Source organism: Frigoribacterium sp. CFBP9030 (genome assembly GCF_034045195.1).
Taxonomy (GTDB): Bacteria; Actinomycetota; Actinomycetes; order Actinomycetales; family Microbacteriaceae; genus Frigoribacterium.
Genome location: NZ_JAXCWG010000003.1, coordinates 188040 through 212919 on the forward strand (window position 1 = coordinate 188040; position 24880 = coordinate 212919).

Below are 24880 nucleotides of genomic sequence, written 5' to 3' on the forward strand. Positions count from 1 at the left end.
TCGATCTAGTCGTCGTTCGCGGCGTCGACCACGTTGCCGATGGCGATGGCCGTCGTCGCGGCCCAGGCGACCGCCGTGAGGAGCAGTCGCCAGTCGCGGGGACCGGCGGTGATGCTCTTCAGCAGGCTGAAGCCCGAGAAGGTCGCACTGAGGATGGCTCCGTTGAAAAGGAATTTGCGCAAGGTTCGCTCCCGTGTTCGTTGTGATCACGCTATCCGGTGCGGCCCGTCGTGTCCGGCGGTTGTAGGTTGAGCTGTCCGACGCCCGGTTCGGACGGATCGCCGGTCCCGTCCCCTCCGAAGGAGTCCCCGTGCGCACTGCCGTGCTCGGCGCCGTGTTCCTCGCCCTGGGTCTCGTGGCGTTCCTGGCGGGCGTCCTCACCGGCGCCGAGCTGGTGGCCCTCGTCGAGCGGGTCGCGCCCGTGCTGGGGTTCGTCGTCGCGCTGACCGTCGTCGCCGAGCTCGCCGCCGAGGCGGGGCTCTTCTCCTGGCTGGCGCGCACCTGCTCGCGGCTCGCCGGCGGACGCGTCGTCGTGCTGTGGCTGTACGTCGTCGTCCTCGCCGTGGCGTGCACGGTGTTCCTGTCGCTCGACACGACGGCCGTGCTGCTGACGCCCGTCGTCGTCCTCGTGGCGCGTCACGTCGGTCTGCCGGCGATGCCGTTCGCCCTGACGACGGTGTGGCTGGCCAACTGCGCGTCGATGCTCCTGCCCGTGTCGAACCTGACCAACCTGCTGGCGCTCGGGCAGCTCGGCTCGCCCGCGCCCCTGACCTTCGCGGCGCTCGTGGCACCCGCGGCGGCCGTCGGAGTAGTGGTGCCGGTGGCGGCGATCGGCCTGCGGTACCGCCGCCAGCTGACCGGGCGGTTCGCGCCTCCCGAATCGGAGGAGCCGGCCGACCGGGTGCTGTTCCGCGTGGCGGCGATCGTGACCGCCCTGCTCGTGCCGGCGCTGGTGTCGGGGATCGAGGTCTGGATCCCCGCCGCCGGCGCGGCGCTCGTGCTCGTCGTCGCGTTCGCCGTCCGTCGTCGCGCGGTGCTCCGACCGGGCATCGTCCCGTGGAGCACGATCCTCTTCGCGGGCGGGCTGTTCGTGGTCGTCGAGGCCGCGCACTCGCTGGGGCTGGCCGACCTGCTGGGCTCGGTCGTGGGCGGAGGCGACTCGCTGCCCGATCTGCTGCGGCTCGCCGGCGGGAGCGCCGCCGCCGCGAACCTCGCCAACAACCTGCCGGCCTACCTGGCGCTCGAACCCGTGGCCGGGTCTCCGCTCCGTCTCGTGGCGGTGCTGATCGGCGTCAACATCGGCTGTCTCGTCACGCCGTGGGCGTCGCTCGCCACGCTGCTCTGGCACTCGCGGCTCTCGTCGATGGGCGTCGAGGTGTCCTGGGGTCGGTTCATGCTCGCCGGCCTCGGGATCGCCGTCGTCGCCGTGCCGCTCGCCGTCGTGGCGACCGTGCTCGTGCTCTGACCCGACGCGGGGGACGGTGCGGGGGCCGGGGATCCGAGGTGCCGACGCGCGAAGGCGACGGTCCGCCGCAGCTGCTCGACCCGCGCCTCCTCGGCTCGGCCGCCGGTGCCGGTGTGCACCTCGGCGACGATCGAGCCCGACCATCCCGATCGAGCCAGATGCGTCAGCACCTCGGCGACCGGCTGCGTGCCCTCACCCGGCACGAGATGCGCGTCGTGCAGTCCGCCCGGGCGCTGCGAGACGCGGCCGTCGGTCAGATGGACGTGCCGGAGGCGCGACCCCAGCGCCAGCGCGAGGTCGAGCGCGTCGCGCCCGGCCACCGCGGCGTGCGAGAAGTCGAGGGTCGCCGCGTCGACGTCGATGCCCGCGGGGTCGTGGCCGGGTCGGTGCACGTCGATCCCCAGCGGCCCGACGCGCAGCGGGAACATGTTCTCGACCGCGAGGGTCACCCCGGTCGCCCCCGCGATCTCGCGGACGGTCTCGACGAACCCGGCCGAGTACCGCCGCTGCCAGAGGAACGGGGGATGCACGACGACCGTCGAGGCCCCCAGCTCTGCGGCCAGCTCGGCCGAGCGGAGCAGCTTGTCGCGCTGATCGCGACCGAACGCGAAGTGGGCGATCGGCAGCACCGGGGCGTGCACCGAGAGCACCGGCAGACCCCATCGGGCCGAGGAGGCGCGGAGCAGGTCGGCGCGACGGGTGCCGCGATCCGCGGTCACCATCACCTCGACGCCGTCGAAGCCGGCGAGCCGGGCGAGCCGGAAGGCCTCGTCGGTCGACATCGGGAAGACGCAGGACGTGCTCATTCCGACCGTGATCACGCGGCCAGGCTACGACCGACGCACCCGGCGCTCGGGGCGGGCCGGGTGAACAGTTCGCGAACGACCGGTCACAGCCAGTCGCGGCGTCTGAACTGCCACCAGAGGAAGCCGCCGATGGCGACGATGAGCACGCACGAGGTGACGAACCCGGTCGTCGACTGGAACCCCGGGTACGGAACGTTCTGGCCGTAGAAGCCGGTGATCGCCGTCGGCACCGCGATGATGGCGGCCCAGCTCGTCACCTTCTTCATGATCAGGTTCATCCGGTTCGACTGCAGGTTGAGGTTCGTGTCGAGGATCGTCGAGACCAGGTCGCGCAGCGAGTCGTTCTGCTCGGAGACCCGCAGCACATGGTCGTAGACGTCCTGGAAGTACGGCTGCATCTCGGCGTCGACCTCCTTCAGATCGCGACGCAGCAGCGTGTTCAGCACCTCGCGCATCGGCGACGACACCCGGCGGAGCTGCACCAGGCTCTTGCGCAGGGCGAACGAGCGCTTCTGGACGTCGAGGGTCCGCGGCTTCGGGTCGAAGAGATCGTCGGCGATCCCCTCGATCTCATCGTCGAGCGCGTCGGTCGCGTCGAAGTGCCGGTCGACGACGCTGTCGAGCAGACCCCAGAGCAGGTAGGTCACGCCGTGCGTCGTGAGGTCGACGTTGTCGTCGTAGGTCCGCTCGAGCCGCGACACGTCGAACTCGGGGTGGTGGATCGTGACGAGCGCCCGGGCCGTGACGAACGCCTTGACCTCGCTCGTGCTGAGCACACCGGAGTCCCGGTCGAAGTCCACGTCGTACAGCGCGGTGAAGAGATGGCCGTCGTACCGGTCGATCTTCGGACGCTGTCCGTCGTGCAGGGCGTCCTCGACCGCCAGCTCGTGCAGGCCCAGCTCGTCTTCGAGCTCCGCGAGATCGGCCGGGGAGGGGTCGGTGAAGTCGACCCAGACGATGCAGTCGGCGTCCTCGAGGTGGTCGCTCACCTCCGCGAGCGGGAACCCGTGCGCGATGAGCTCGCCGCCGCGGTAGGCCCTCGTGACGGTCGCGGTGCTGCTGCTGCTGGTGCGGGCGGGTCGCGTGTCGGTCATGAGGCGAATGCTATTCCCGTGGGCTCGGACACCGAGAGGAACCCCGGCGCCCCCACGACCCCCGCTGATAATCTGGCCGTCCCGCGTCCGTGCGGGTGATCCGACAGGAGCTGACCCACCTCATGCCCGACTCTTCCGAACGTTACGGCTTCGTCGTCGTCTCCAACCGCCTCCCCGTCGACCGGGTGATCGCCGACGACGGCAGCGCCTCGTGGCAGCACTCGCCCGGCGGCCTGGTCACCGCCCTCGAGCCGGTCATGAAGGCCAACGACGGCGCCTGGGTCGGCTGGGCCGGTCAGCCGGACCTCGAGTTCGAGCCGTTCGACGACCAGGGCATCTCGATCGTCCCGGTGCCGCTCAGCGCCGAAGAGGTGCAGCGGTACTACGAGGGGTTCAGCAACGACACCCTGTGGCCGCTCTACCACGACGTCATCGCCGCCCCGACCTACCACCGCGTCTGGTGGGAGGCCTACGTGCAGGTCAACCAGCGCTTCGCCGATCGCGCCGCCGAGATCACGGAGGAGGGCGGCACCATCTGGGTCCAGGACTACCAGCTGCAGCTCGTGCCGCGGATGCTCCGCGAGGCCCGCCCCGACCTCACCATCGGCTTCTTCAACCACATCCCGTTCCCGCCGCTCGGCATCTTCTCGCAGCTGCCGTGGCGCAAGCAGATCCTCGAGGGGCTGCTCGGCGCCGACGTGATCGGGTTCCAGCGCGCCGACGACGCGTCGAACTTCTCCCGCGCCGTCCGGCATCTGCTCGGCTACGGCACCACCCGCCCGTACGTCGAGGTGCCCGTCGACGACGAGTCGGCTCCCGTGTCGAAGCGCGGCAAGAAGGTCCGCCGGGTGCTCGCGAAGCACTTCCCGATCTCGATCGACGCCGCCAGCTACGAGGAGCTCGCCGCGCGGCCCGACATCCAGGCCAGGGCGCGAGAGATCCGCGAGGGGCTCGGCAACCCCAAGACCGTGATGCTCGGGGTCGACCGACTCGACTACACGAAGGGCATCCGGCACCGCATGAAGGCGTTCGGCGAGCTGCTCGCCGACGGCCGCCTCAGCGTCGAGGACGCCACGCTGGTGCAGGTCGCGAGCCCGAGCCGCGAGCGGGTCGAGACCTACAAGCAGCTGCGCGACGAGATCGAGCTGACCGTCGGCCGCGTCAACGGCGACTACGCCACGATGAGCCACACCGCCATCAGCTACCACCACCACGGCTATCCGCGCGAAGAGATGGTCGCCCTCTACCTAGCGGCCGACGTCATGCTCGTCACGGCCCTCCGGGACGGCATGAACCTCGTCGCGAAAGAGTACGTCGCCGTCCGCCGCGACAACGACGGCGTGCTCGTGCTCAGCGAGTTCGCCGGCGCCGCCGACGAGCTCAAGACCGCGCTGCTGATCAACCCGCACGACATCGGCGGGTTGAAGAACACCATCATGCGGGCGATCGAGATGCCGCGCCGCGACCGCACGACCCGCATGCGGGCCCTGCGTCGCCGGGTGCTCGACAACGACGTGGCCAAGTGGTCGGCGTCGTTCCTGCAGGCGCTCGAGAACGTGCGCCCCGGCCAGCAGATCACCCCGGCGGACGCCGGGGCGACCGATACGACCGAAGAGAGCACCGCCGAATGACCTCCGAAGACCCCCGCGCCCTGTCCGACGCGCTCGGTCGTCTCGCGACGACCCCGCGCCTCCTCGTCGCCCTCGACTTCGACGGCACGCTCGCGCCCGAGGTCGACGCGCCCCTCGAGGCCAGGGCGCTGCCCGAGGCGCTCGCCGCGATCTCACGACTCGCGGCGGCCGAGTCGACCACGGTGGCCCTCGTCTCGGGGCGCGACCTCGCCTCGCTGAGCGCGATCAGCGAGACGCCCGACGAGGTGCTGCTGGTGGGCTCGCACGGCATCGAGCTGCGGATGGACGGCCACGAGACCTCGCTCACCCCCGACGAGGTCGCGGCGCGCGCCCGCCTCTCGGACGCCGTGCACGCGGCGGCCGCGGGGCACGAGGGCGTCTTCGTGGAAGAGAAGCCCGCCGGTCTGGCCCTCCACACGCGCCTCGCCGACGACGAGACCACCGAGACGGTCCTGGCGGAGGCGCGGCGCACGGTCGGCGCGCTCGACGGCATCCACGCGCGGACGGGCAAGAACGTGCTCGAGTACGCCGTCCGGTCCACGGGCAAGAACGACGGCATCGATCGGCTGCGCGACATCGTGGGCGCGACCGGGGTGCTCTACGCCGGCGACGACGTCACCGACGAGGACGGCTTCGCGGCCCTCGGCGAGGGCGATCTGGCCGTCAAGGTCGGACCGGGGGAGTCGCGAGCGGGGCACCGGGTGGCCGACCCGCAGGCCGTCGCGCGACTGCTGGCCGAGCTGGCGGATCTCCGGGCGCACCTCGGGCACTCCTGAGGCCTCCGGGGTCGGCCCGGGTCGGCCCCGGGGCGAACGCGACCGGGCGTTCCCAGGTGCCTGCAAGGTAGTCTGGACTCTCCGCCCGACTCCCCGCGCCCGTTCATCCCGATCGGTAGACGAGGTCGCCAGCCGACGGAGGTCGTCGTGATCGTAGCCCTGACAGCCTTCGCGGTGGCCGCCGTGGTCGTCGCGGCCATCGGTCGCCGTCTCGGCACGTCGCTGTTCCTGTGGGCCTCGCTCGTCCCGTTCGCGGTCTTCGTCTTCACGGCCCTGCAGGGGCCCGCGGTCCTGTCGGGGGACGTCCCCGAAGAGACCGTGCCGTGGATCCCGCAGCTGGCGATCTCGCTCACCCTGCGGATGGACGTCCTGGCCTGGGTCCTCGCCCTGGTCGTGACCGGCATCGGCGGGCTCGTGCTCGTCTACTGCGCCCGCTACTTCCACAGCGACGAGGCAGGGCTCGCGCGATTCGCGGCCGTCCTGGTCGCGTTCGCCGGGGCCATGTACGGCCTCGTCACGAGCGACGACGTCTTCGTGCTCTTCGTCTTCTGGGAGGCCACGAGCGTCTTCTCGTACCTGCTGATCGGGCACTACACGTCGAAGCAGGCCAGCCGCGGCGCCGCTCTGCAGGCCCTGATCGTCACCACCGCGGGAGGCCTCGCCATGCTGGTGGGTCTCGTCATCCTCGCCGTGCAGGGCGGCACGAGCTCCCTCTCCGCGCTCGTCGCCGAGCCCCCGTCGGGCACGGCCGTCACGGTGGCCGTCGTGCTGGTGCTCGTCGGCGCCCTGTCGAAATCCGCCCTCGTGCCGTTCCACTTCTGGCTGCCGGCCGCCATGGCCGCCCCGACACCGGTCAGCGCGTACCTGCACGCCGCCGCCATGGTCAAGGCGGGCATCTACCTCGTCGCCCGACTGGCGCCCGGCTACCACGACTCGCCGGGCTGGCAGGAGATCATCGTCACCGTCGGCGTGGTGACGATGGTGCTCGGCGGCTATCGCGCTCTGCGGCAGCACGACCTGAAGCTCGTCCTCGCGTACGGCACGGTCAGCCAGCTCGGGTTCCTCACGATCGTCGTCGGCTACGGCACCCGCGACGCCGCCCTCGCCGGCTTGGCGCTGCTCGTCGCCCACGCGCTGTTCAAGTCGACGCTCTTCCTCGTCGTGGGCGTCATCGATCACCGCACGGGCACCCGGGATCTCCGCAAGCTCAGCGGTCTCGGTCGTCAGACGCCGGTGCTCCTGGTCGTGACGGTGCTCGCGCTCGCCTCCATGGCGGGCGTCCCGCCGACCTTCGGATTCGTCGCGAAGGAGGCCGTGCTGACCGCCCTGCTGCACGACGCCGAGTCCGGTGCCGTCTGGGGCGTCATCGCCCTGGTGGGCGTCGTGGTCGGATCGATCCTCACCACGGCCTACAGCCTGCGGTTCCTCTGGGGGGCCTTCGCCCGCAAGAAGGGCGTCGAACCGGTCGACTTCGTCCGCGAGCACATCGACTTCCTGTTCGCCCCCGTCGTCCTCGCCGTCGCGGGTCTCGTGCTCGGTCTCCTCGCGCACCCCGTCGACCCGGTGTTCGCCCGCTACGCCGACACCCTCCCGGCGGGCGGCGGCGACCACGAGCCGTACTACCTGGCGCTGTGGCACGGTCTCGAGCCCGCGCTGGGGCTGACCGCCATCTCGCTGGCGGTCGGCGCCCTGATGTTCTGGCAGCGCGACCGGGTGTCCGCGTTCCAGAAGGCGGTCTCGTTCCTGCCCCGCGCCTCCGACGGGTACGTCCGCATCATGGCGGGCATCGACCGCACGGCCTCGCGCACGACGGCGACGACCCAGCGCGGTTCGCTGCCGTTCTATCTGGCGACGATCCTCGTGGTGTTCATCGCCTCGTCCATCGTGACGCTGTCGCTGAACCGCACCTGGCCGAGCACGGCCGTGCTCTTCGACTATCCCGCTCAGCTCGCGATAGGCGTCCTGATGATCGTCGGTGCGATCGCCGCGGCGCTGTCGAACAAGCGCTTCCAGGCCGTGGTGCTCGTCGGGGTGACGGGTTACGGCATGGCCGCCCTGTTCGCCCTCCATGGGGCGCCCGACCTCGCCCTGACGCAGGCGCTCATCGAGACGATCACCCTCATCGCCTTCGTGCTGGTGCTGCGGCGCCTGCCCGCCCGTCTCGGCGACCGCAACGGCCGGACGCACCGGGTCGCGCGCGCCGTCATCGGCGTGGCCGTCGGCTCCGTCATGGCGGCCATCGCCGTGGTCGCGCTCGGCGCCCGGCCCGGTGCGACGATCTCGGGGGCGTTCCCGTCGCTCGCCGTCGACGGCGGTCACGGCAAGAACGTCGTGAACGTCACCCTCGTCGACATCCGCGGCTGGGACACCATGGGCGAGATCGCCGTGCTCATCGTCGCGGCCACGGGTGTCGCCAGCCTGGTCTTCATCACCTCGCGAGCCGACATCCTGCCGCGACCCGCACGTCGCACACGGGCGCAGCGCTTCCTCGCCCGTGTCCGCCCCCTGCGCGAGCCGGCACCCGTCGTGCCCGACGGCGGATCGACCGTGCAGATCGGCGACAGCACGGAGGGCGACCGTCGCGCCTGGCTCCTCGCCGGTCGCAAGCTGGCGCCGCAGAACAGGTCGATCCTGCTCGAAGTCGTCGTCCGACTCATCTTCCACGCCATCATCGTGGTCTCGATCTACCTGCTCTTCGCGGGGCACAACACGCCGGGCGGCGGTTTCGCCGGCGGGCTGGTCGCGGGCTTCGCGTTCGTCGCCCGCTACCTCGCCGGTGGTCGGTACGAGCTCGGTGCGGCCGCACCGCTCGACGCCGGCAAGCTGCTCGGTGCGGGTCTGCTCACGGTCAGCGCGACGGCGCTCGTCCCCCTCTTCTTCGGGGCCGACGCGCTCACGTCCACCTGGGTCGAAGGCGAGGTCCCGCTGCTCGGTCACCTCGAGTTCGTCACCTCGACCTTCTTCGACATCGGCGTGTACCTCGTCGTCGTCGGGCTCGTGCTCGACGTCCTCCGCAGCCTCGGCGCCGAGGTCGATCGACAAGAAGAGGAAGACGACACCGGTTCGCCGGTGCCGCAGCCCGACGACGCCGGCGAGACGCTCCCCGTCTCGGTCTCCGGCCCGACCTCGACCGACGGAGGCCGCGCATGAGCGTCTCGCTCGTCCTGATCGTCGTCATGGCGGCGCTCTACGCCTGCGGCGTCTACCTGCTGCTGGAGCGCAGCATGACCCGGGTGCTGCTCGGATTCCTGCTCGTCGGCAACGCGACGAACATCCTGATCCTCATCATGTCGGGTCGCCGCGGGGCTGCTCCCATCGTCGACGGCCAGGCCGCGCCGGTCGACTTCGCCGATCCGCTGCCGCAGGCGTTCGTGCTGACGGCGATCGTCATCACCTTCGGCATCTCGGCCTTCATGCTCGCGCTCATCTACCGGTCGTGGCGCCTGGCCCAGGTCGACACGGTGGTCGACGACGTCGAGGACCTCGAGATCGGGCGCCGCGGCGTCCCCGCCGAAGAGGAGGACTCGCAGAGCGACGGCGACGACGTGGCCGGCGGAGACACCGAGTTCGGTGATCGCGCCGAGGCGGCGGTGCCGACCGAGGCGCTCCGCCGGACGGCGCCCGGCGACACAGCCGGGAGCCGCGCCGACCCGGCCGGTTCCAGCCGCACCGGCCGCAGCCGCACCGACCGCACCGACCAGCCCGACGAGAGCGAGAACGCATGAGCTTCCTCGTCCCCCTCGTCGTCCTCGTCCCGCTCCTGGGCGCGGCCGCCGCATTGATCACGGGTCGCCGCCCGCGGCTCCAGTCGATCCTCTCGATCGTCGCCCTCGGCATCGTGGTGGTCATCAGCCTCGTGCTGCTCGTGGTCGTCGACACGCAGGGCGCCATCGCCGTGCAGGTCGGCGGCTGGGAGGCCCCGTACGGCATCACCCTCGTGGTCGACCGCCTCGCCGCCCTGATGCTCAGCATCTCGTCGATCGTGCTGCTGGCCGTGTTCGTCTTCTCGGTCGGGCAGGGCCAGGCCGACGGCGACGGCGAGGCACCGGTCTCGATCTACAACCCGACGTACCTCATCCTCGCGACGGGGGTCTTCAACGCCTTCATCGCGGGCGACCTCTTCAACCTCTACGTCGGCTTCGAGATCCTGCTGGTGGCCAGCTACGTGCTGATCACCCTCGGCGGCACCGAGCAGCGCATCCGCGCCGGCGTGGTCTACATCGTCGTCAGCCTCGTCTCGTCGGTGCTGTTCCTCGCGTCGATCGCGATGATCTACGGCGCGCTCGGCACGGTGAACATCGCCGACATCGCCCAGCGGATGGACACCATCCCGGCCGACGTGCAGACGATCATCCACGTCATGCTGCTGACCGCGTTCGGCATCAAGGCCGCGATCTTCCCGTTGTCGTTCTGGCTGCCCGACTCGTATCCGACGGCGCCCGCGCCGGTGACGGCGGTGTTCGCGGGTCTGCTGACGAAGGTCGGCGTCTATGCGATCATCCGCACCGAGACCGTGCTCTTCGTCGAGAGCAACGTCAACGTCTACCTGCTGATCATCGCGCTGCTGACGATGGTGGTCGGCATCCTCGGCGCGGTCGCGCAGGCCGACATCAAGCGGCTGCTCTCGTTCACGCTGGTCAGTCACATCGGCTACATGATCTTCGGCATCGCCCTCGGCACGGTCGAGGGGCTGGCGGCCACCATCTACTACGTGGTGCACCACATCACCGTCCAGACGACGCTCTTCCTCGGGGCGGGGCTGATCGAGCGCCGAGGAGGCACGGCCTCCATCACGAGACTGGGCGGGCTCCTCAAGGCGGCCCCGATCATCGCGGTGCTGTTCTTCATCCCGGCGCTCAATCTCGGCGGCATCCCGCCGTTCTCGGGCTTCATCGGCAAGGTGGCGCTCTTCGAGGCCGGCGCGCGACTGGACGATCCGCTCGTCTACGTGCTGATCGGCGCCGGCGCCCTCACCTCGCTGCTGACCCTCTACGCGCTCATGAGGGCCTGGAACCTCGCCTTCTGGCGTCCGAAGGCCGACGTCGACGACCACGAGTCGCCGTTCACCGAGCACCTCGAGGAGGCGCCGGGTCGCGTGGCCGTGCAGCAGAAGCGCACCAACCCCCGCACGATGGTCGGCGCGACGGCCGGGATGGTCCTCGTGTCGCTCGTGCTCACCTTCGCGGCCGGGCCGCTCTACGGCGTGGCCGAGCGGGCGGCAGGTCGCGTGTACGGGTCGAACGAGTACGTGCAGCTCGTCTTCCCCTCCGGAGAGGGCGAGACCCGGGGCGACGACTCGTCGCCGGCACCGACACCCGCCGGGGGACCGGTCGACGAGGGGAGCACGCCATGACCGGTCGCCCGTCACGCCGCGAGGTGGGTCGCAGCCTCGCCCGTCAGATGCCGTTGCTGATCGGCCTCGTCGTGCTGTGGATGTGCCTGTGGAGCCAGTTCACGGTGCTCGCCTTCGTCACGGGTGTCGCGGTGGCCCTCCTGGTAACCCGGGTGTTCTTCCTGCCCCCGGTCGAGCTGAGCGGCCGGTTCAACATCTGGTACGCACTCGTGTTCCTGGCGCACTTCGTCGTCGATCTCGTGCGCGCGTCGGTGCAGGTGGCCTGGCAGGCCGTGGGCCCCCGGGGGGTCCACTCGAACGCCATCGTCGCCGTCCAGCTGCACACGCGGTCGGACTTCATCATGACGCTGGTGGCCGAGGCCATCTCGCTCGTCCCCGGTTCGCTCGTCGTCGAGGCCGATCGTGAGCGGTCGATCCTCTACCTGCACGCTCTCGGCGTCTCCGACGCCGACGAGGTCGAGGCGGTCCGTTCGGGCGTGCTGGTCGTCGAGAAGAGGATCGCCCGCGTGCTGGGCAGCACCGACGATCTCCGACGGATCGCGGACGGCACGCCTGCCGCCGCCGAGGTGCACGACCCGGTGTCCCCGTCCTCGTCCTCCGAAGGGGGTCCCTCATGATCGTCGTCGAATACGTCGTGGGCGCGCTGTTCGCCTTCGCCGGTCTCGCCTCGGTGATCCGCATCGTCCGGGGTCCGTCGATCCTCGACCGCATGATCGCCTCCGACATGCTGCTGACGACGCTGATCTGCGTGCTCGCGGCCGACATGGTCTTCTCGGGGCACACCCGCACGATCCCCGTGATCATCGTGCTCGCGCTGTCGGCGGTGTTCGGATCGATCACGGTCGCCCGGTACGTCTCCAGGCAGGACCCGTCATGATCCCCCAGTCCGCCTACGACATCGCGTCGTCCGTCCTGCTCATCGCCGGTGCGCTGCTCTCGCTCGCCGCGGGCATCGGCCTGCTCCGGTTCCCCGACGCGCTGTCGCGGATGCACGCCGCGACCAAGCCGCAGATCTTCGGGCTCATCCTCGTGCTCGCCGCCATCGCGCTCGACCAGCACACAGTCGGCACCATCGCGTCCCTCCTCGTGGTGCTCGTCTTCCAGATGCTGACGGCGCCCATCTCGGCTCACATGATCGGGCGCGCCGGCTACCGGAACGGCGACCTCCGGCGCGATCAGCTCGTCGTCGACGAGCTCGACGAGGCCGTGGCCCGTGCGGCGGGCGAGCTCGCCGAGACGGTCGAGAGCGACGACGCCGACATCGACGTCACCGACCTACCGGTCGGATCCGCCGACGCCCTGGCCGTCGAGATGGACCGCGTCGAGGGCGTGGGCGACCACTCCACGGCCGACGGCGACGGTCCCGTCGAACGCGACTCGGAGGGCCTGCCGCGGCAGGCCGGCGACGATCGACGAGGCGGTTCCGACGGGCTCTGACCGCCCCCGGCCCGGGTGGACGGAGCACACGTCGTCACGCCCTAAACTCGACCCATGCCAGAGAAGGACACCCCGGTAGGGATCGACATCAAACCGCGGAGCCGAGTCGTCACCGACGGCGTCGAAGCCACGACCTCCCGGGGCATGCTCCGTGCCGTCGGGATGGGCGACGCCGACTGGGACAAACCCCAGATCGGCATCGCCAGCAGCTGGAACGAGATCACCCCCTGCAACCTGTCGCTCGATCGTCTCGCGCAGGGTGCGAAGGAGGGCGTCCACTCCGGCGGCGGCTACCCCTTGCAGTTCGGCACGGTGTCCGTCTCCGACGGCATCTCGATGGGGCATGAGGGCATGCACTTCTCGCTCGTGTCGCGCGAGGTCATCGCGGACAGCGTCGAGGTCGTCATGAACGCCGAGCGCCTCGACGGCTCGGTCCTCCTCGCCGGCTGCGACAAGTCGCTGCCGGGCATGCTGATGGCCGCCGCGCGCCTCGACCTCGCCAGCGTCTTCCTCTACGCGGGCAGCGTCGCCCCCGGCTGGGTCAAGCTCAGCGACGGCACCGAGAAGAACGTGACGATCATCGACTCGTTCGAGGCCGTCGGCGCCTACAAGGCCGGCACGATCGGCGAAGAGGACCTCAAGGCCATCGAGTGCGCGATCGTCCCGGGCGAAGGCGCCTGCGGCGGCATGTACACCGCCAACACCATGGCGAGCGTCGCCGAGGCCCTCGGCATGAGCCTCCCCGGCTCCGCCGCCCCGCCCTCGGCCGACCGTCGTCGCGACTACTTCGCCCACCGCTCGGGCGAGGCGGTCGTCGAGATGCTCCGGCTCGGCATCACGACGCGCGACATCCTCACGAAGAAGGCCTTCGAGAACGCCATCGCTGTCGCCATGGCCTTCGGCGGCTCGACGAACGTCGTGCTGCACCTGCTCGCCATCGCCTACGAGGCCGAGGTCGACCTCACCATCGACGACTTCAACCGCATCGGCGACAAGGTGCCGCACATCGGCGACCTCAAGCCCTTCGGCAAGTACGTCATGAACGACGTCGACCGGATGGGCGGCGTGCCCGTCGTCATGAAGGCCCTGCTCGACGCCGGGCTGCTGCACGGCGACTGCCTCACGGTCACCGGCAAGACGGTCGCCGAGAACCTCGAGGCGATCAAGCCGAAGCCCCTCGACGGCGAGGTGCTCCGCACCCTCGACAACCCGATCCACGCGACCGGCGGGCTGACGGTGCTGAGCGGCACCTTCGCCCCCGAGGGCGCCGTCGTCAAGACCGCCGGCTTCGACGCCGAGGTCTTCCAGGGCCCGGCCAAGGTCTTCGAGCGCGAGCGCGGGGCCATGGACGCCCTGACGGAGGGCCGCATCGAGGCCGGCGACGTCGTCGTCATCCGGTACGAGGGCCCCAAGGGCGGGCCGGGCATGCGCGAGATGCTCGCCATCACGGCCGCCATCAAGGGCGCAGGGCTCGGAAAAGATGTACTACTCTTGACGGACGGACGATTCTCAGGCGGCACAACCGGCCTGTGCATCGGCCACATAGCACCCGAAGCGGTCGACGCAGGTCCGATCGCCTTCGTGCGCGATGGTGATCTGATTCGGGTCGATATCGCCGCTCGCTCGATCGACCTACTCGTCGATCCGGCTGAGCTCGTCTCCCGCCGCGACGGCTGGGAGCCCCTCCCGCCGCGATACACCCGCGGTGTCCTCGCCAAGTACGCACGCCAGGTCCGCTCCGCAGCGGAAGGCGCCGTCACCTACTAGGCCGCGCCTCCCGGGCGGTCCTCGGTGGGGGTCGGCCCACCGAGACCGCCGGCACGGCGGCCAGGGCTCGACCGTCAGCGGCGACACCCCGTCATCACCGTCACATCATCACGAAGAGGAACCCGGCTCCGATGCCTCCAGAAGCGACGCCCCTCCCCGGCGGCACGACCCGTGCCTCCGGCCGCGGCACCAGTCCCGACGCGACCACCGCGCCTCCCGTCCTGACCGGCTCGGGCGCGATCCTCAAGTCGCTCGAGTACCTCGGCGTGACCGACGTCTTCGGTCTGCCGGGCGGCGCGATCATCCCGTTCTACGACGAGCTGATGGCCTCGACGGCGATCCGTCACATCCTGGTCCGGCACGAGCAGGGTGCCGGTCACGCCGCCGAGGGCTACGCGGCCTCGTCGGGTCGGGTCGGCGTCGCCATCGCCACCTCCGGACCCGGCGCCACCAACCTCGTCACGGCCATCGCCGACGCCTACATGGACTCCGTGCCGCTTCTGGCCATCACCGGTCAGGTGTTCTCGACCCTGATGGGCACGGACGCCTTCCAGGAGGCCGACATCGTCGGCATCACCATGCCGATCACGAAGCACTCGTTCCTCGTGACGAAGCCCGAAGACGTCCCCGCCACCCTCGCGGCGGCCTACCAGATCGCCAGCACGGGTCGACCCGGCCCGGTGCTCGTCGACATCACCAAAGACGCCCAGCAGAACAGCGCGCCCTTCATCTGGCCGCCCGTCGTCGACCTGCCCGGCTACCGTCCGGTGACCAAAGCGCACGGCAAGCAGATCACGGCAGCTGCCCAGATGATCGCCGACGCGAAGCAGCCCGTCTTCTACGTCGGCGGCGGGGTCATCCGCGCCGGCGCGTCCGCCGAGCTCAAGACCCTGGTCGAAGCCACCGGCGCCCCCGTGGTGACGACCCTGATGGCTCGAGGCGCGTTCCCCGACTCGCACCAGCAGCACCTCGGCATGCCGGGCATGCACGGCACCGTCCCGGCCGTGCTCGGTCTTCAAGAGAGCGATCTGATCATCGCGCTCGGCGCCCGCTTCGACGACCGCGTCACGGGCAAGGCCGATCTCTTCGCGCCGAACGCCAAGGTCGTCCACGTCGACATCGACCCCGCCGAGATCTCGAAGATCCGCATCGCCGACGTCCCCATCGTGGGCGACGCGAAGGTCGTCATCCCCGACCTCACGAGCGCCTTCCTCGAGGTCACCGGCGGCACCCGCCCCGACATCTCGGCCTGGTGGGAGCACCTCGACGGGCTGCGCGAGCAGTTCCCCCTCGGCTACACCGAACCCGACGACGGCCTCCTCTCGCCCCAGGGCGTCATCCAGCGGATCGGCGAGCTCTCGGGCCCCGAGGCGGTCTACGCGTCGGGTGTCGGTCAGCACCAGATGTGGTCGGCGCAGTTCATCCAGTACGAGCGTCCGAACGCCTGGCTCAACTCCGGAGGCGCGGGGACGATGGGCTACTCCGTCCCGGCCGCCATGGGAGCCAAGGTCGCGCAGCCCGATCGCGTGGTCTGGGCCATCGACGGCGACGGCTGCTTCCAGATGACCAATCAGGAGCTCGCCACCTGCGTCATCAACGACATCCCGATCAAGGTCGCGATCATCAACAACTCGTCGCTCGGAATGGTGCGGCAGTGGCAGACCCTGTTCTACGAGGGCCGCCACTCGTTCACCGACTTGAACACGGGGCACGAGACGCGCATGGTGCCCGACTTCGTCAAGCTGGCCGACGCGTACGGGGCCCTGGGCATCCGCGTGCGTCGTGAAGACGAGGTGGACGCCGCCATCAAGCTGGCGCTCGAGACGAACGACCGCCCGGTCGTCATCGACTTCGTCGTCAGCCGCGACGCCATGGTGTGGCCGATGGTGCCCCAGGGCGTCTCGAACTCCGAGATCCAGCACGCCCGAGCCCTCGCTCCCGAGTGGGACGACGAGGCGCCCGGCACGAGCGCCTCCGACACCACGCGCGACGGCGACATGACAGGAGAGCACGCATGAGCCACGTCCTGAGCCTCCTGGTCGAAGACAAGCCGGGCCTGCTGACGCGGGTCGCCGGCCTCTTCGCCCGCCGTGGCTTCAACATCGAGAGCCTCGCCGTCGGCAAGAGCGAGCTCGAGGGCTTCAGCCGAATCACGGTCGTCGTCGACGTGGAGGAGCTCCCGCTCGAGCAGGTCACGAAGCAGCTGAACAAGCTCGTCAACGTGATCAAGATCGTCGAGCTCGACTACTCGCAGTCGGTGCAGCGCGAGCACATGCTGATCAAGGTGCGGGTCGACAACACGACCCGATCGCAGGTGCTCGAGGCCGTGACGCTCTTCCGCGCCTCGGTCGTCGACGTCTCGACCGACGCTCTCGTCATCGAGGTGACCGGCGACACGGGCAAGACCAACGCCCTGCTCCGCGTGCTCGAGCCCTACGGCGTGAAGGAGATCTCGCAGTCGGGGCTGCTGGCCATCGGCCGCGGCGCGAAGTCGATCACCGACCGCGTCTTCAAGAACTAGACCGGCGGGGCGCGGTCGACCCGCGCCTCCTCGGCCCCCATCAACCGACATCCACCGACACCCGTCGACAACCGAGGAGTATCACCACTGTGACTGAAATCGTCTACGACAACGACGCCGATCTGTCGATCATCCAGGGCAAGAAGGTCGCCGTCATCGGCTACGGATCGCAGGGTCACGCGCACGCGCTCAACCTGCGCGACTCGGGCGTCGAGGTCGTCGTCGGCCTGAAGGAGGGCTCGAAGAGCCGCGCCAAGGCCGAAGAGGCCGGGTTCACCGTGCAGACGCCCGCCGAGGCCTCGGCCTGGGGCGACGTCATCGTCATCCTCGCGCCCGACCAGGTGCAGCGCCACGTCTACGCCGACGACATCGCCCCGAACCTCGCCGACGGCAAGGCGCTCGTCTTCGGCCACGGCTTCAACATCCGCTTCGGCTACATCGAGGCGCCCGCGGGCGTCGACGTCGTGCTCGTCGCACCCAAGGGCCCGGGCCACACGGTCCGCCGCGAGTTCGAGGCCGGCCGCGGCGTCCCCGTGATCGTCGCCGTCGAGCAGGACGCCTCGGGCTCCGCCTGGGACCTCGCCTGGTCGTACTCGAAGGGCATCGGCGGTCTGCGTGCCGGCGGCATCAAGACCACCTTCACCGAAGAGACCGAGACCGACCTCTTCGGCGAGCAGGCCGTGCTCTGCGGCGGCACCTCGCAGCTGATCCAGTACGGCTTCGAGACCCTCACCGAGGCCGGCTACCAGCCGCAGATCGCCTACTTCGAGGTGCTGCACGAGCTCAAGCTGATCGTCGACCTCATCTGGGAGGGCGGCCTGGCCAAGCAGCGCTGGAGCGTCTCCGACACGGCCGAGTACGGCGACTACGTCTCGGGCCCGCGCGTCATCACCCCAGACGTGAAGGACAACATGAAGGCCGTGCTCGCCGACATCCAGTCCGGCGCGTTCGCCAAGCGGTTCATCGACGACCAGGACGCCGGTGCCCCCGAGTTCAAGGAGCTGCGCAAGAAGGGCGAGGAGCACCCCATCGAGGCCACCGGCCAGGAGCTCCGCGCGCTCTTCGCCTGGAAGCAGCAGGACGCCGACTACGTCGACGGCAGCGCCGCCCGCTAGTCGCCCGTCTCGTCACCGAGTCACCCCACGAGGGCCTCGCACCGCCCGGTGCGGGGCCCTCGCGGCGTCCGCCCGGTCGGCCTCGCCGTGGCATGATCTAAGGCATGGCAGATCGCAAGACAGCAGTCCACTTCGGCGCCGGCAACATCGGCCGCGGCTTCGTGGCCCAGTTCCTCCATGCGAGCGGATACGAGGTCGTGTTCGCCGACGTGAACGACGACCTCATCGGCTCGTTGCAGTCGCAGTCGTCGTTCGAGGTGCACGAGGTCGGCGAAGACAGCCGCACCACCGTCGTCGACGGCTACCGGGCGATCAACAGCCGCTCCGACGAGGAGGCGCTGGTCGCCGAGATCGCGGCCGCCGACATCGTCACGACCGCGGTGGGCGCGCGCATCCTGCCGTTCGTCGCCCCGGTCATCGCGAAGGGCCTCGCCGCCCGAGACGCCGACCGCCCGGCCCTCGCGGTCATCGCCTGCGAGAACGCCATCAACGCGACCGATTCGCTGGCCGCCGCCGTGCGCGAGCACGACCCCGCAGACAACGCCGTCTTCGCCAACTGCGCCATCGACCGCATCGTCCCCGAGCAGGCCGGCGGCACGCTCGACGTCACGATCGAGTCGTTCTTCGAGTGGGTCGTCGAGAGCACGCCGTTCGGCGACGACCGACCCGAGATCGAGGGCGTCACCTGGGTCGACGACCTCGAGCCGTTCATCGAGCGCAAGCTCTTCACCGTCAACACCGCCCACGCCGCGGCGGCGTACCACGGGTTCCGTCGCGGTCTCACGAGCATCCGCGAGGCTCTCGACGACGCCGAGGTCATGGCCGAGGTGCGAGGCGTGCTCGCCGAGACCAAGTCCCTCCTCGTCGCCAAGCACGGGCTCGAGGCCGACGCGCAGCAGGCCTACATCGAGAAGAACCTGGTGCGCATCGCGAACCCGCACCTCCCCGACACGACCGAGCGGGTGGGGCGCAACCCGCTCCGCAAGCTCAGCCGGCACGAGCGGTTCGTCGGTCCCGCGGCTCAGCTCGCCGAGCGGGGGATGCCGTCCGAGGCGCTCGTCCGCGCCGTCGGTGCCGCCCTGGACTTCTCCGTGGCCGACGACGTCGAGAGCGTCGAGCTGCAGGCGCTGCTCGTCTCGGGTCTCGATGTCGACGAGCTGACGACGACGCTCACGGGGGTCCTCGCCGACCACCCGCTCTTCCCGGCTCTGCGCGACGCGGTGGCCGCCAAGACGTCGGCATGACGCCGAGCGGCCCCGGCGCACTCGACCACGGAGACGACGACGCGCTGAGCTGGGGCGACGAGCTCGACGCCAGCCACATCGACGGGCCCTCCCGCGACGCTTCGACGATCGGGTCCGAGGGCGACCTCGACGACGATCCGGACGCCGTCCGGCCGATGAGCTCGGCGTCGCTGATCGCCCATGGGGTGCTCGGCGGGGTCTTCCTGCTCTGCTCCGTCGGCTGGGTCGCGCTCGTCGGGCGCTTCGGGTACACCTTCGCCACCCCCGTCGCGACGGGCCTGTGGCGGTTCGGCGTGCTCCTGGCGGTGGCGGCGCCGGCGCTCTGGTTCGTCTCGTCGATCGTGCTCGTGCCCGCCACGGCCATGCGCCGACGCATCCTGGCAATGATCATCGGCGCCCTGGTCGTCGCCCCCTGGCCCCTCCTGATCGGCGCGGGCGCATGAGCCGGGCCTTCGCCGGGGCGACGGTCGGCACCCGACGCGACCGCGCCTCCTCGGTGGTGTTCGTCGCCCTCGTCGTGCTGTTCGGTCTGCTGTTCGCCTACGACCTGTTCGAGGCCGTCACGAACCTGGTCTCCGTGCCGGGGCAGGCGCGATACGCCAACAACGACTTCTACGCCGAGAACGGGCTCGACGGTCTCGTGGCGTCACCGCCGTGGTTCGCCCTGATCGCGAACGTGGCGCTGCCGCCCGTGGTGTTCGTCGCCGCGCTCGTCGTGGTCCGCCGTCGGCCGCTGCCCGTCGTGGCGCTGGTCTTGCTCGCTGGTCTCGCTGCGGTGGCCGCACTCAGCCTGACGATCACGGCGTACGTCCAGAGCGTCTGACGCCGCCGGGGCGACCCGGGGCGTCACACGTCGACGGAGTCGATAGAGTGACGACAGCCGCGCCCACGGCGCGTCGCGGCCGTCCCCCCCGACTCTCTCTTTAAGGACATCGTCTCCGTGGCAAAGCCCGTCGTGTTGATCGCAGAAGAACTCTCACCCGCAACCGTCGAGGCCCTCGGCCCCGACTTCGACGTGCGATCGGTCGACGGCACCGATCGTCCGGCCCTCCTCACGGCGCTGGCCGACGCCGATGCGGTGCTCGTCCGATCGGCCACCCAGGTCGACGCCGAGGCCATCGCCGCGGCGCCGAACCTCAAGGTCGTCGCCCGTGCCGGGGTCGGCCTCGACAACGTCGACATCAAGGCGGCCACGACCGCCGGTGTGATGGTCGTCAACGCCCCCACGTCGAACATCATCTCGGCGGCCGAGCTGACGGTCGGGCACATCCTGAGTCTCGCCCGGCACATCCCCGCCGCTCACGCGGCCCTCGCCCAGGGTCAGTGGAAGCGCTCGAAGTACACCGGGGTCGAGCTGTTCGAGAAGACCGTCGGCATCGTCGGTCTGGGTCGGATCGGCGCCCTGATCACGGCCCGTCTGCAGGCGTTCGGCGTGAACGTCGTCGCCTACGACCCCTACGTCACCCCGGCGCGAGCCCAGCAGCTCGGGGTCACGCTGCTCTCGCTCGACGATCTGCTGGCCACGGCCGACTTCGTCACGATCCACATGCCGAAGACCCCCGAGACCACCGGCATGATCGGTCTCGAGCAGATGAAGGCGATGAAGAAGAGCGCGTTCGTCGTGAACGTCGCGCGCGGCGGTCTCATCGACGAGGACGCCCTGTACGAGGCGCTCACGACGGGCGAGATCGCCGGTGCGGGCCTCGACGTGTTCGTGTCCGAGCCCCCCGTCGACCAGAAGCTGCTCGGTCTCGAGAACGTCGTGGTCACGCCGCACCTCGGCGCGTCGACGTCCGAGGCGCAGGAGAAGGCCGGCGTCTCGGTCGCGCGGTCGGTGCGTCAGGCACTGGGCGGCGAGCTCGTCCCCGACGCCGTCAACGTCGCCGGGGGAGTCATCGACCCCTACGTCCGACCGGGCATCGGCCTCGTCGAGAAGATCGGGCAGGTCTTCTCCGGCCTCGCCGACAGCCCCCTCACGAGCGTCGACGTCGAGGTGCGCGGCGACCTCGTCGAGTACGACGTCAGCGTTCTCAAGCTCGCCGCGCTCAAGGGCATCTTCACCAACATCGTCAGCGAGTCGGTCAGCTACGTGAACGCGCCGCTGCTCGCCGAGCAGCGCGGCATCACGGTCCGACTGCTCACCGACCCGGCGAGCGACGAGTACCGCAACGTCATCACCCTGCGCGGCTCGCTCAGCGACGGCTCGCAGATCTCGGTGTCGGGCACGCTGACCGGCACGAAGCAGGTCGAGAAGATCGTCGAGATCAACGGCTACGACGTCGAGGTGCCGCTCGCGAAGCACCACCTCGTCATGGTCTACGGCGACCGCCCCGGCATCGTGGCCGTCTACGGGCGCGAGTTCGGCGAGGCGGGCATCAACATCGCCGGCATGCAGATCGCGCGTCGCAGCGCCGGTGGCCAGGCGCTCAGCGTGCTGACCATCGACAGCCCCGCGCCCGACGAGCTCGTCGAGAAGGTCCGCGTCGCGATCGACGCCGAGCTGTTGCGCGAGATCGACATCACGCTCTAGTCCGACCACACCCCCCTGACCGCCCGCCCCCGTATCCGGGGGCGGGCGGTCCGTCGTCCGGCGGCGGAGCGGCTGAGACCTCGCCGAGGAGGCGCGGCGTCAGATCTCGAGGGATTCGTGAGCCGCGAGCAGCACGGCCCGCCCGCCGACCGTTTCGGCGCTCGACCGGAGCCGGTCGAAGTGCATGGTGAGCCCGGCATCGCTGAGGGTGCGTTCGTGCGTGGGGAACACGGTGGTCGCGCCGACGGCGGTGACGTAGTCCATGGCCTCCGAGACCTTCAACCACGGGGCGCCCACGGGCGCGGCGAGTATCTCGACGGGAACGGGCGGGACGGTGAACGCGTCGCCCGGGTAGAAGAGCCGACCGTCGACGAGCACGCCCACGTTGTCGATGACGGGGATCGACTCGTGGATGACGGCGTGACGCGAGCCGTGGAACGCGAGGTCGAACGGGCCGACCTCGATCGTGTCGCCGTCCGCGACGACGTGGACGTCGAAGTCGGCCGCCGCGGAGGCGACGCCGGCCGGACCGTAGATCGTCATGCCGGGGTTCGTCGCGAGCAGGTGGGCGAGCTGGTCGGGCGTCCAGTGGTCGGGGTGCTCGTGCGTCACGACGACGGCGTCGACGTCGGCCACGTCGATCATCGGCGAGCCGAACGACCCGGGGTCGACGACCAGGCGCCGCCCCTCGATCTCGATGATCAGGCAGGCGTGTTCGAGTTTCGTGAGGCGCATGGGCGCGACTCTACGCGCGGATCCAGGCGACGCCGTCGAGTCATCCCGAGGGCGTGGGGTCGAGGAGGCGCCCGGTCCAGTCGCGCAGAGCGGTGACGGCCCGGCGCGACAGGATCGCCTCCGGCATCATGCTCGTGGACCCGTGGAACGCCCCCGGCCACACGTGCAGCTCCGCCTGCACTCCCGCCGCCCAGAGCGCGCCGGCGTACGCGACGGTCTCGTCGCGGAACACCTCGGTGCTGCCGCAGTCGACGTAGGCCGGCGGCAGGCCGGTCAGGTCGTTCGCGCGGCCGGGGGCGGCGTAGATCGACACGTCGTCACCTCCGCGACGGTCGCCGAGGTAGGCGTCCCAGCCGAACCGGGTCATCTCGCGGTCGGCGACACCCACCCCGTCGAACTGCCGGGCGGAGAGCGTCGCGTCACGGTCGTCGAGCATGGGGCTGACGAGCACCTGCCCGACGACGGCCGGCCCCCGCCGATCCCGGGCGAGCAGCGCCGTGCCCGCCGCCAGCCCGGCTCCGGCGCTCTGGCCGACCAGGACGATCCGCTCGGCGTCGACGCCGAGCTCATCGGCGTGCTCGGCGACCCAGACCAGGCCGGCGTAGCAGTCCTCTACCGGGTACGGGTCGGGATGCTCCGGGGCGAGACGGTAGTCGGGGCTGATCAGGACGACGTCGTGCACCAACAGCCAGTCGTCGTACGAGTCGAGATTGCCGAGGTGGTGGCCGAACATCATCCCGCCGCCGTGGATGGCGTAGGCGCAGGCCGCCGTCCCGGTGCGGCCGATGCGTTGGACGACCGCGAGGGCGATCGGCTCGCCGAGGTGCCCGGGAACGGTGAAGCTGCGCCTCTCGAGACCGCGGGCCCGCAGCCCTTCGTCGAGCTGCGCCTCCGTCATGTCCAGCTGTCGCATCTGCGGCAGCATCGCGGTCTCGAGGCGGAAGCGGCCGCGGGCGTCCATCGCCTCCAGGAAGGGCGCGAACTCGGGGTCGAACGGCGGGCGGGGCAGGGCTGTTCTGTCAGACACGAGAGGACTCCTGGGCGGTGGGGGTGAGAGCGGACGAGGGGGCGGGTGCAGTGGTGCCGAGGGCGGGGTCGGCGGCCCGGGCCCGGACCATCCCGATCGCGACGAGCACGGCGGCGACCGCGGCGAGACCGAGCCCGGCGACGGTGAGGGCGTTCTCGAAGGACGCGAGCCGCGAGGCCGTCCACGGGGCGGTCGTGATGCTGCCGGTGACGAACGCGGCGACGATCGTGCCCGCGGCGGCGACGGCTGCTCCTCCGGCGAGCTCGCTCGAGGTGTCGACGAGGGCCGCGCCGACCGAGGTGCGGTCGGCCGGGAGGCCCGTGAGCACGGAGACTCCGGCCACGACGCCGACGACGCGCATGCCGACGGCGACGAGCACGAGCGCGACGAGCACCCAGACGTACCCCTGACGACTCAGGGCGCCGAAGACCGCGAGGCCCGACACGACAGCGGCGGCGCTGACCCCGGCGGCCCGGCTCAGGCCGACCCGCTGCACGAAGGGCCCGACGAGGCGGCCCCCGGCCAGGAGCACGACGACCTGCGGCAGCGTGCCGACGGCAGCGAGGGCCGGCGGCCAGCCCCAGGCGAACTGCAGCTGCAGCGTGACGAGGTACGACAGTCCGGCGACGGCGAGGCCCGACGCGGCCTTGAACGCCAGGCCGCTCGACACCAGGGGGCGGGCGAGCAGGTGCAGGTCCACCACCGGGCCACGCCGCAACCCCGCCGCGTCGTCGCGAGCGACGCCGACGAGGATGCCGATGAACGCGAGCGCGGCGATCGGCACGTCGGCCAGCAGCAGCACCTGCCATGGGGCGACGGCGAGCACGAACCCGCCGACGGTCGGGCCGACGGCGAGGCCCACCAGCCCCGCGGTCGAGATCACCGTGAGAGCCCGGACGCGGAGGCCCTCGTCGTCGAACAGCCGGAACGCCAGCGCCATCGACCCGGGGGTGGTCATCGCCGCGGCGACGCCCGTCAGCACCCGGACGGCGATCAGCTGCTCGGTGGTCGTGACCGCCACGGTGGCGAGGCTCGCCACGGCCAGCAGCGCGAGGCCCGCGAGCATGATACGGCGGCGCCCCACCCGGTCGGCGACGGCGCCGAAGAGGAGCATGAGCCCGCCGAAGGCGACCCCGTAGGCGCCCGACACCCACTGCAGCCCCTTCGTCGACGAGCCCAGCTCACGGCCGATCGTCGGCAGGGCGACGTTCAGCACCGAGGTGTCGAGCATCTCGAAGAGGAACACCGCGGAGAGCCCGGCCAGGGCGATCCACGAGTCGGAGAGCCGGGGAGGCGCGTCGCCGGCAGGCAGCCGACCGCGGGTGGGAGAGGGACTGGGGGACACGGGGGCGCACTCCTTCTGGGAAGAAGTGGCGACT

22 protein-coding genes and 1 pseudogene are annotated in these 24880 nt (G+C 70.7%); 17 read left to right on the top strand and 6 right to left on the bottom strand.

The annotated features are described in order from the left end of the window. Nucleotides 1-5: 5 nt before the first annotated feature. The gene (locus SOM13_RS04955; protein ID WP_192058414.1) at nt 6-182 is read right to left on the bottom strand and encodes a hypothetical protein; all 177 of its coding nucleotides are present in this window, start codon (nt 180-182) and stop codon (nt 6-8) included. Nucleotides 183-310: 128 nt separating this feature from the next. Between SOM13_RS04955 and SOM13_RS04960 the strand changes: the two genes are divergently transcribed. Beyond that, nucleotides 311-1465: an SLC13 family permease gene (locus SOM13_RS04960; protein ID WP_320479025.1), complete on the top strand. Its 1155-nt coding sequence runs from the start codon at nt 311-313 to the stop codon at nt 1463-1465. Between the two features lie 89 nt (nt 1466-1554). Here SOM13_RS04960 and SOM13_RS04965 read toward each other — a convergent pair. Together SOM13_RS04965 and SOM13_RS04970 are read right to left on the bottom strand one after the other, a co-directional pair. Further along, nucleotides 1555-2271: pseudogene (locus tag SOM13_RS04965) on the bottom strand (sugar phosphate isomerase/epimerase family protein); the annotation flags it as partial. 83 nt (nt 2272-2354) lie between these two features. Further along, nucleotides 2355-3365 carry a magnesium transporter CorA family protein gene (locus tag SOM13_RS04970; protein WP_320479026.1) on the bottom strand — a complete coding sequence of 337 codons (1011 nt, stop codon included), beginning with the start codon at nt 3363-3365 and terminating at the stop codon, nt 2355-2357. A 122-nt stretch (nt 3366-3487) separates the two neighbouring features. On the opposite strand from SOM13_RS04970, the gene otsA reads away from it, so the two are divergent. The 16 genes from otsA to serA all read left to right on the top strand — a co-directional run bounded on the left by otsA (nt 3488) and on the right by serA (nt 21739). Next, nucleotides 3488-4996: an alpha,alpha-trehalose-phosphate synthase (UDP-forming) gene (gene otsA, locus SOM13_RS04975; protein WP_320476855.1), complete on the top strand. Its 1509-nt coding sequence runs from the start codon at nt 3488-3490 to the stop codon at nt 4994-4996. Further along, nucleotides 4993-5772 (top strand): trehalose-phosphatase, encoded by a 780-nt coding sequence (gene otsB / locus SOM13_RS04980; protein ID WP_320479027.1) that lies wholly within the window; start codon nt 4993-4995, stop codon nt 5770-5772. The genes otsA and otsB overlap by 4 nt, the downstream gene beginning before the upstream one ends. A 147-nt stretch (nt 5773-5919) precedes the next feature. Next, nucleotides 5920-8922: a Na+/H+ antiporter subunit A gene (locus SOM13_RS04985; protein WP_320476853.1), complete on the top strand. Its 3003-nt coding sequence runs from the start codon at nt 5920-5922 to the stop codon at nt 8920-8922. Continuing rightward, a complete protein-coding gene (locus tag SOM13_RS04990; RefSeq protein ID WP_243213523.1) occupies nt 8919-9497 on the top strand; it encodes a Na(+)/H(+) antiporter subunit C in 579 nt (192 codons plus the stop codon). Before SOM13_RS04985 ends, SOM13_RS04990 begins: the two co-directional genes overlap by 4 nt. Further along, a complete protein-coding gene (locus SOM13_RS04995) occupies nt 9494-11125 on the top strand; it encodes a Na+/H+ antiporter subunit D (RefSeq protein WP_192058400.1) in 1632 nt (543 codons plus the stop codon). The genes SOM13_RS04990 and SOM13_RS04995 overlap by 4 nt, the downstream gene beginning before the upstream one ends. Continuing rightward, nucleotides 11122-11742, top strand: a complete 621-nt coding sequence (locus SOM13_RS05000; RefSeq protein ID WP_192058398.1) for a Na+/H+ antiporter subunit E — start codon at nt 11122-11124, stop codon at nt 11740-11742. The genes SOM13_RS04995 and SOM13_RS05000 overlap by 4 nt, the downstream gene beginning before the upstream one ends. After that, nucleotides 11739-12002, top strand: a complete 264-nt coding sequence (locus tag SOM13_RS05005) for a monovalent cation/H+ antiporter complex subunit F (protein ID WP_192058396.1) — start codon at nt 11739-11741, stop codon at nt 12000-12002. Before SOM13_RS05000 ends, SOM13_RS05005 begins: the two co-directional genes overlap by 4 nt. Then, the gene (gene mnhG / locus SOM13_RS05010) at nt 11999-12562 is read left to right on the top strand and encodes a monovalent cation/H(+) antiporter subunit G (protein ID WP_320479028.1); all 564 of its coding nucleotides are present in this window, start codon (nt 11999-12001) and stop codon (nt 12560-12562) included. Before SOM13_RS05005 ends, mnhG begins: the two co-directional genes overlap by 4 nt. 54 nt (nt 12563-12616) lie before the next feature. Continuing rightward, complete coding sequence (ilvD, locus tag SOM13_RS05015; RefSeq protein WP_192058392.1) at nt 12617-14329, top strand: dihydroxy-acid dehydratase; 1713 nt, start codon at nt 12617-12619, stop codon at nt 14327-14329. Nucleotides 14330-14460: 131 nt separating this feature from the next. Then, the gene (locus SOM13_RS05020) at nt 14461-16347 is read left to right on the top strand and encodes an acetolactate synthase large subunit (RefSeq protein ID WP_192058390.1); all 1887 of its coding nucleotides are present in this window, start codon (nt 14461-14463) and stop codon (nt 16345-16347) included. Then, complete coding sequence (gene ilvN, locus SOM13_RS05025; protein WP_192058388.1) at nt 16344-16850, top strand: acetolactate synthase small subunit; 507 nt, start codon at nt 16344-16346, stop codon at nt 16848-16850. Before SOM13_RS05020 ends, ilvN begins: the two co-directional genes overlap by 4 nt. A gap of 89 nt (nt 16851-16939) precedes the next feature. Next, nucleotides 16940-17965 (top strand): ketol-acid reductoisomerase, encoded by a 1026-nt coding sequence (gene ilvC / locus SOM13_RS05030; RefSeq protein WP_320479029.1) that lies wholly within the window; start codon nt 16940-16942, stop codon nt 17963-17965. A gap of 104 nt (nt 17966-18069) precedes the next feature. Then, nucleotides 18070-19209, top strand: coding sequence for a mannitol-1-phosphate 5-dehydrogenase (locus SOM13_RS05035; RefSeq protein ID WP_320479030.1), 1140 nt, complete (start codon nt 18070-18072; stop codon nt 19207-19209). Beyond that, entirely contained in the window at nt 19206-19652 is a 447-nt protein-coding gene (locus SOM13_RS05040) for a hypothetical protein (RefSeq protein WP_320479031.1), read from the top strand. The genes SOM13_RS05035 and SOM13_RS05040 overlap by 4 nt, the downstream gene beginning before the upstream one ends. After that, complete coding sequence (locus SOM13_RS05045) at nt 19649-20032, top strand: hypothetical protein (RefSeq protein WP_320479032.1); 384 nt, start codon at nt 19649-19651, stop codon at nt 20030-20032. The genes SOM13_RS05040 and SOM13_RS05045 overlap by 4 nt, the downstream gene beginning before the upstream one ends. A 117-nt stretch (nt 20033-20149) precedes the next feature. Continuing rightward, entirely contained in the window at nt 20150-21739 is a 1590-nt protein-coding gene (serA, locus tag SOM13_RS05050) for a phosphoglycerate dehydrogenase (RefSeq protein ID WP_243213512.1), read from the top strand. Nucleotides 21740-21838: 99 nt separating this feature from the next. Here the strand turns inward: serA and SOM13_RS05055 are convergent, their stop codons facing one another. Genes SOM13_RS05055 through SOM13_RS05065 form a run of 3 tightly spaced genes read right to left on the bottom strand, consistent with a single transcriptional unit; the run spans nt 21839 to nt 24846 of the window. Continuing rightward, nucleotides 21839-22474, bottom strand: a complete 636-nt coding sequence (locus SOM13_RS05055) for an MBL fold metallo-hydrolase (protein WP_320479033.1) — start codon at nt 22472-22474, stop codon at nt 21839-21841. Between the two features lie 40 nt (nt 22475-22514). Then, nucleotides 22515-23501 carry an alpha/beta hydrolase gene (locus tag SOM13_RS05060; protein WP_320479034.1) on the bottom strand — a complete coding sequence of 329 codons (987 nt, stop codon included), beginning with the start codon at nt 23499-23501 and terminating at the stop codon, nt 22515-22517. After that, the gene (locus SOM13_RS05065) at nt 23494-24846 is read right to left on the bottom strand and encodes an MFS transporter (protein WP_320479035.1); all 1353 of its coding nucleotides are present in this window, start codon (nt 24844-24846) and stop codon (nt 23494-23496) included. The genes SOM13_RS05060 and SOM13_RS05065 overlap by 8 nt, the downstream gene beginning before the upstream one ends. Nucleotides 24847-24880: the final 34 nt, after the last annotated feature.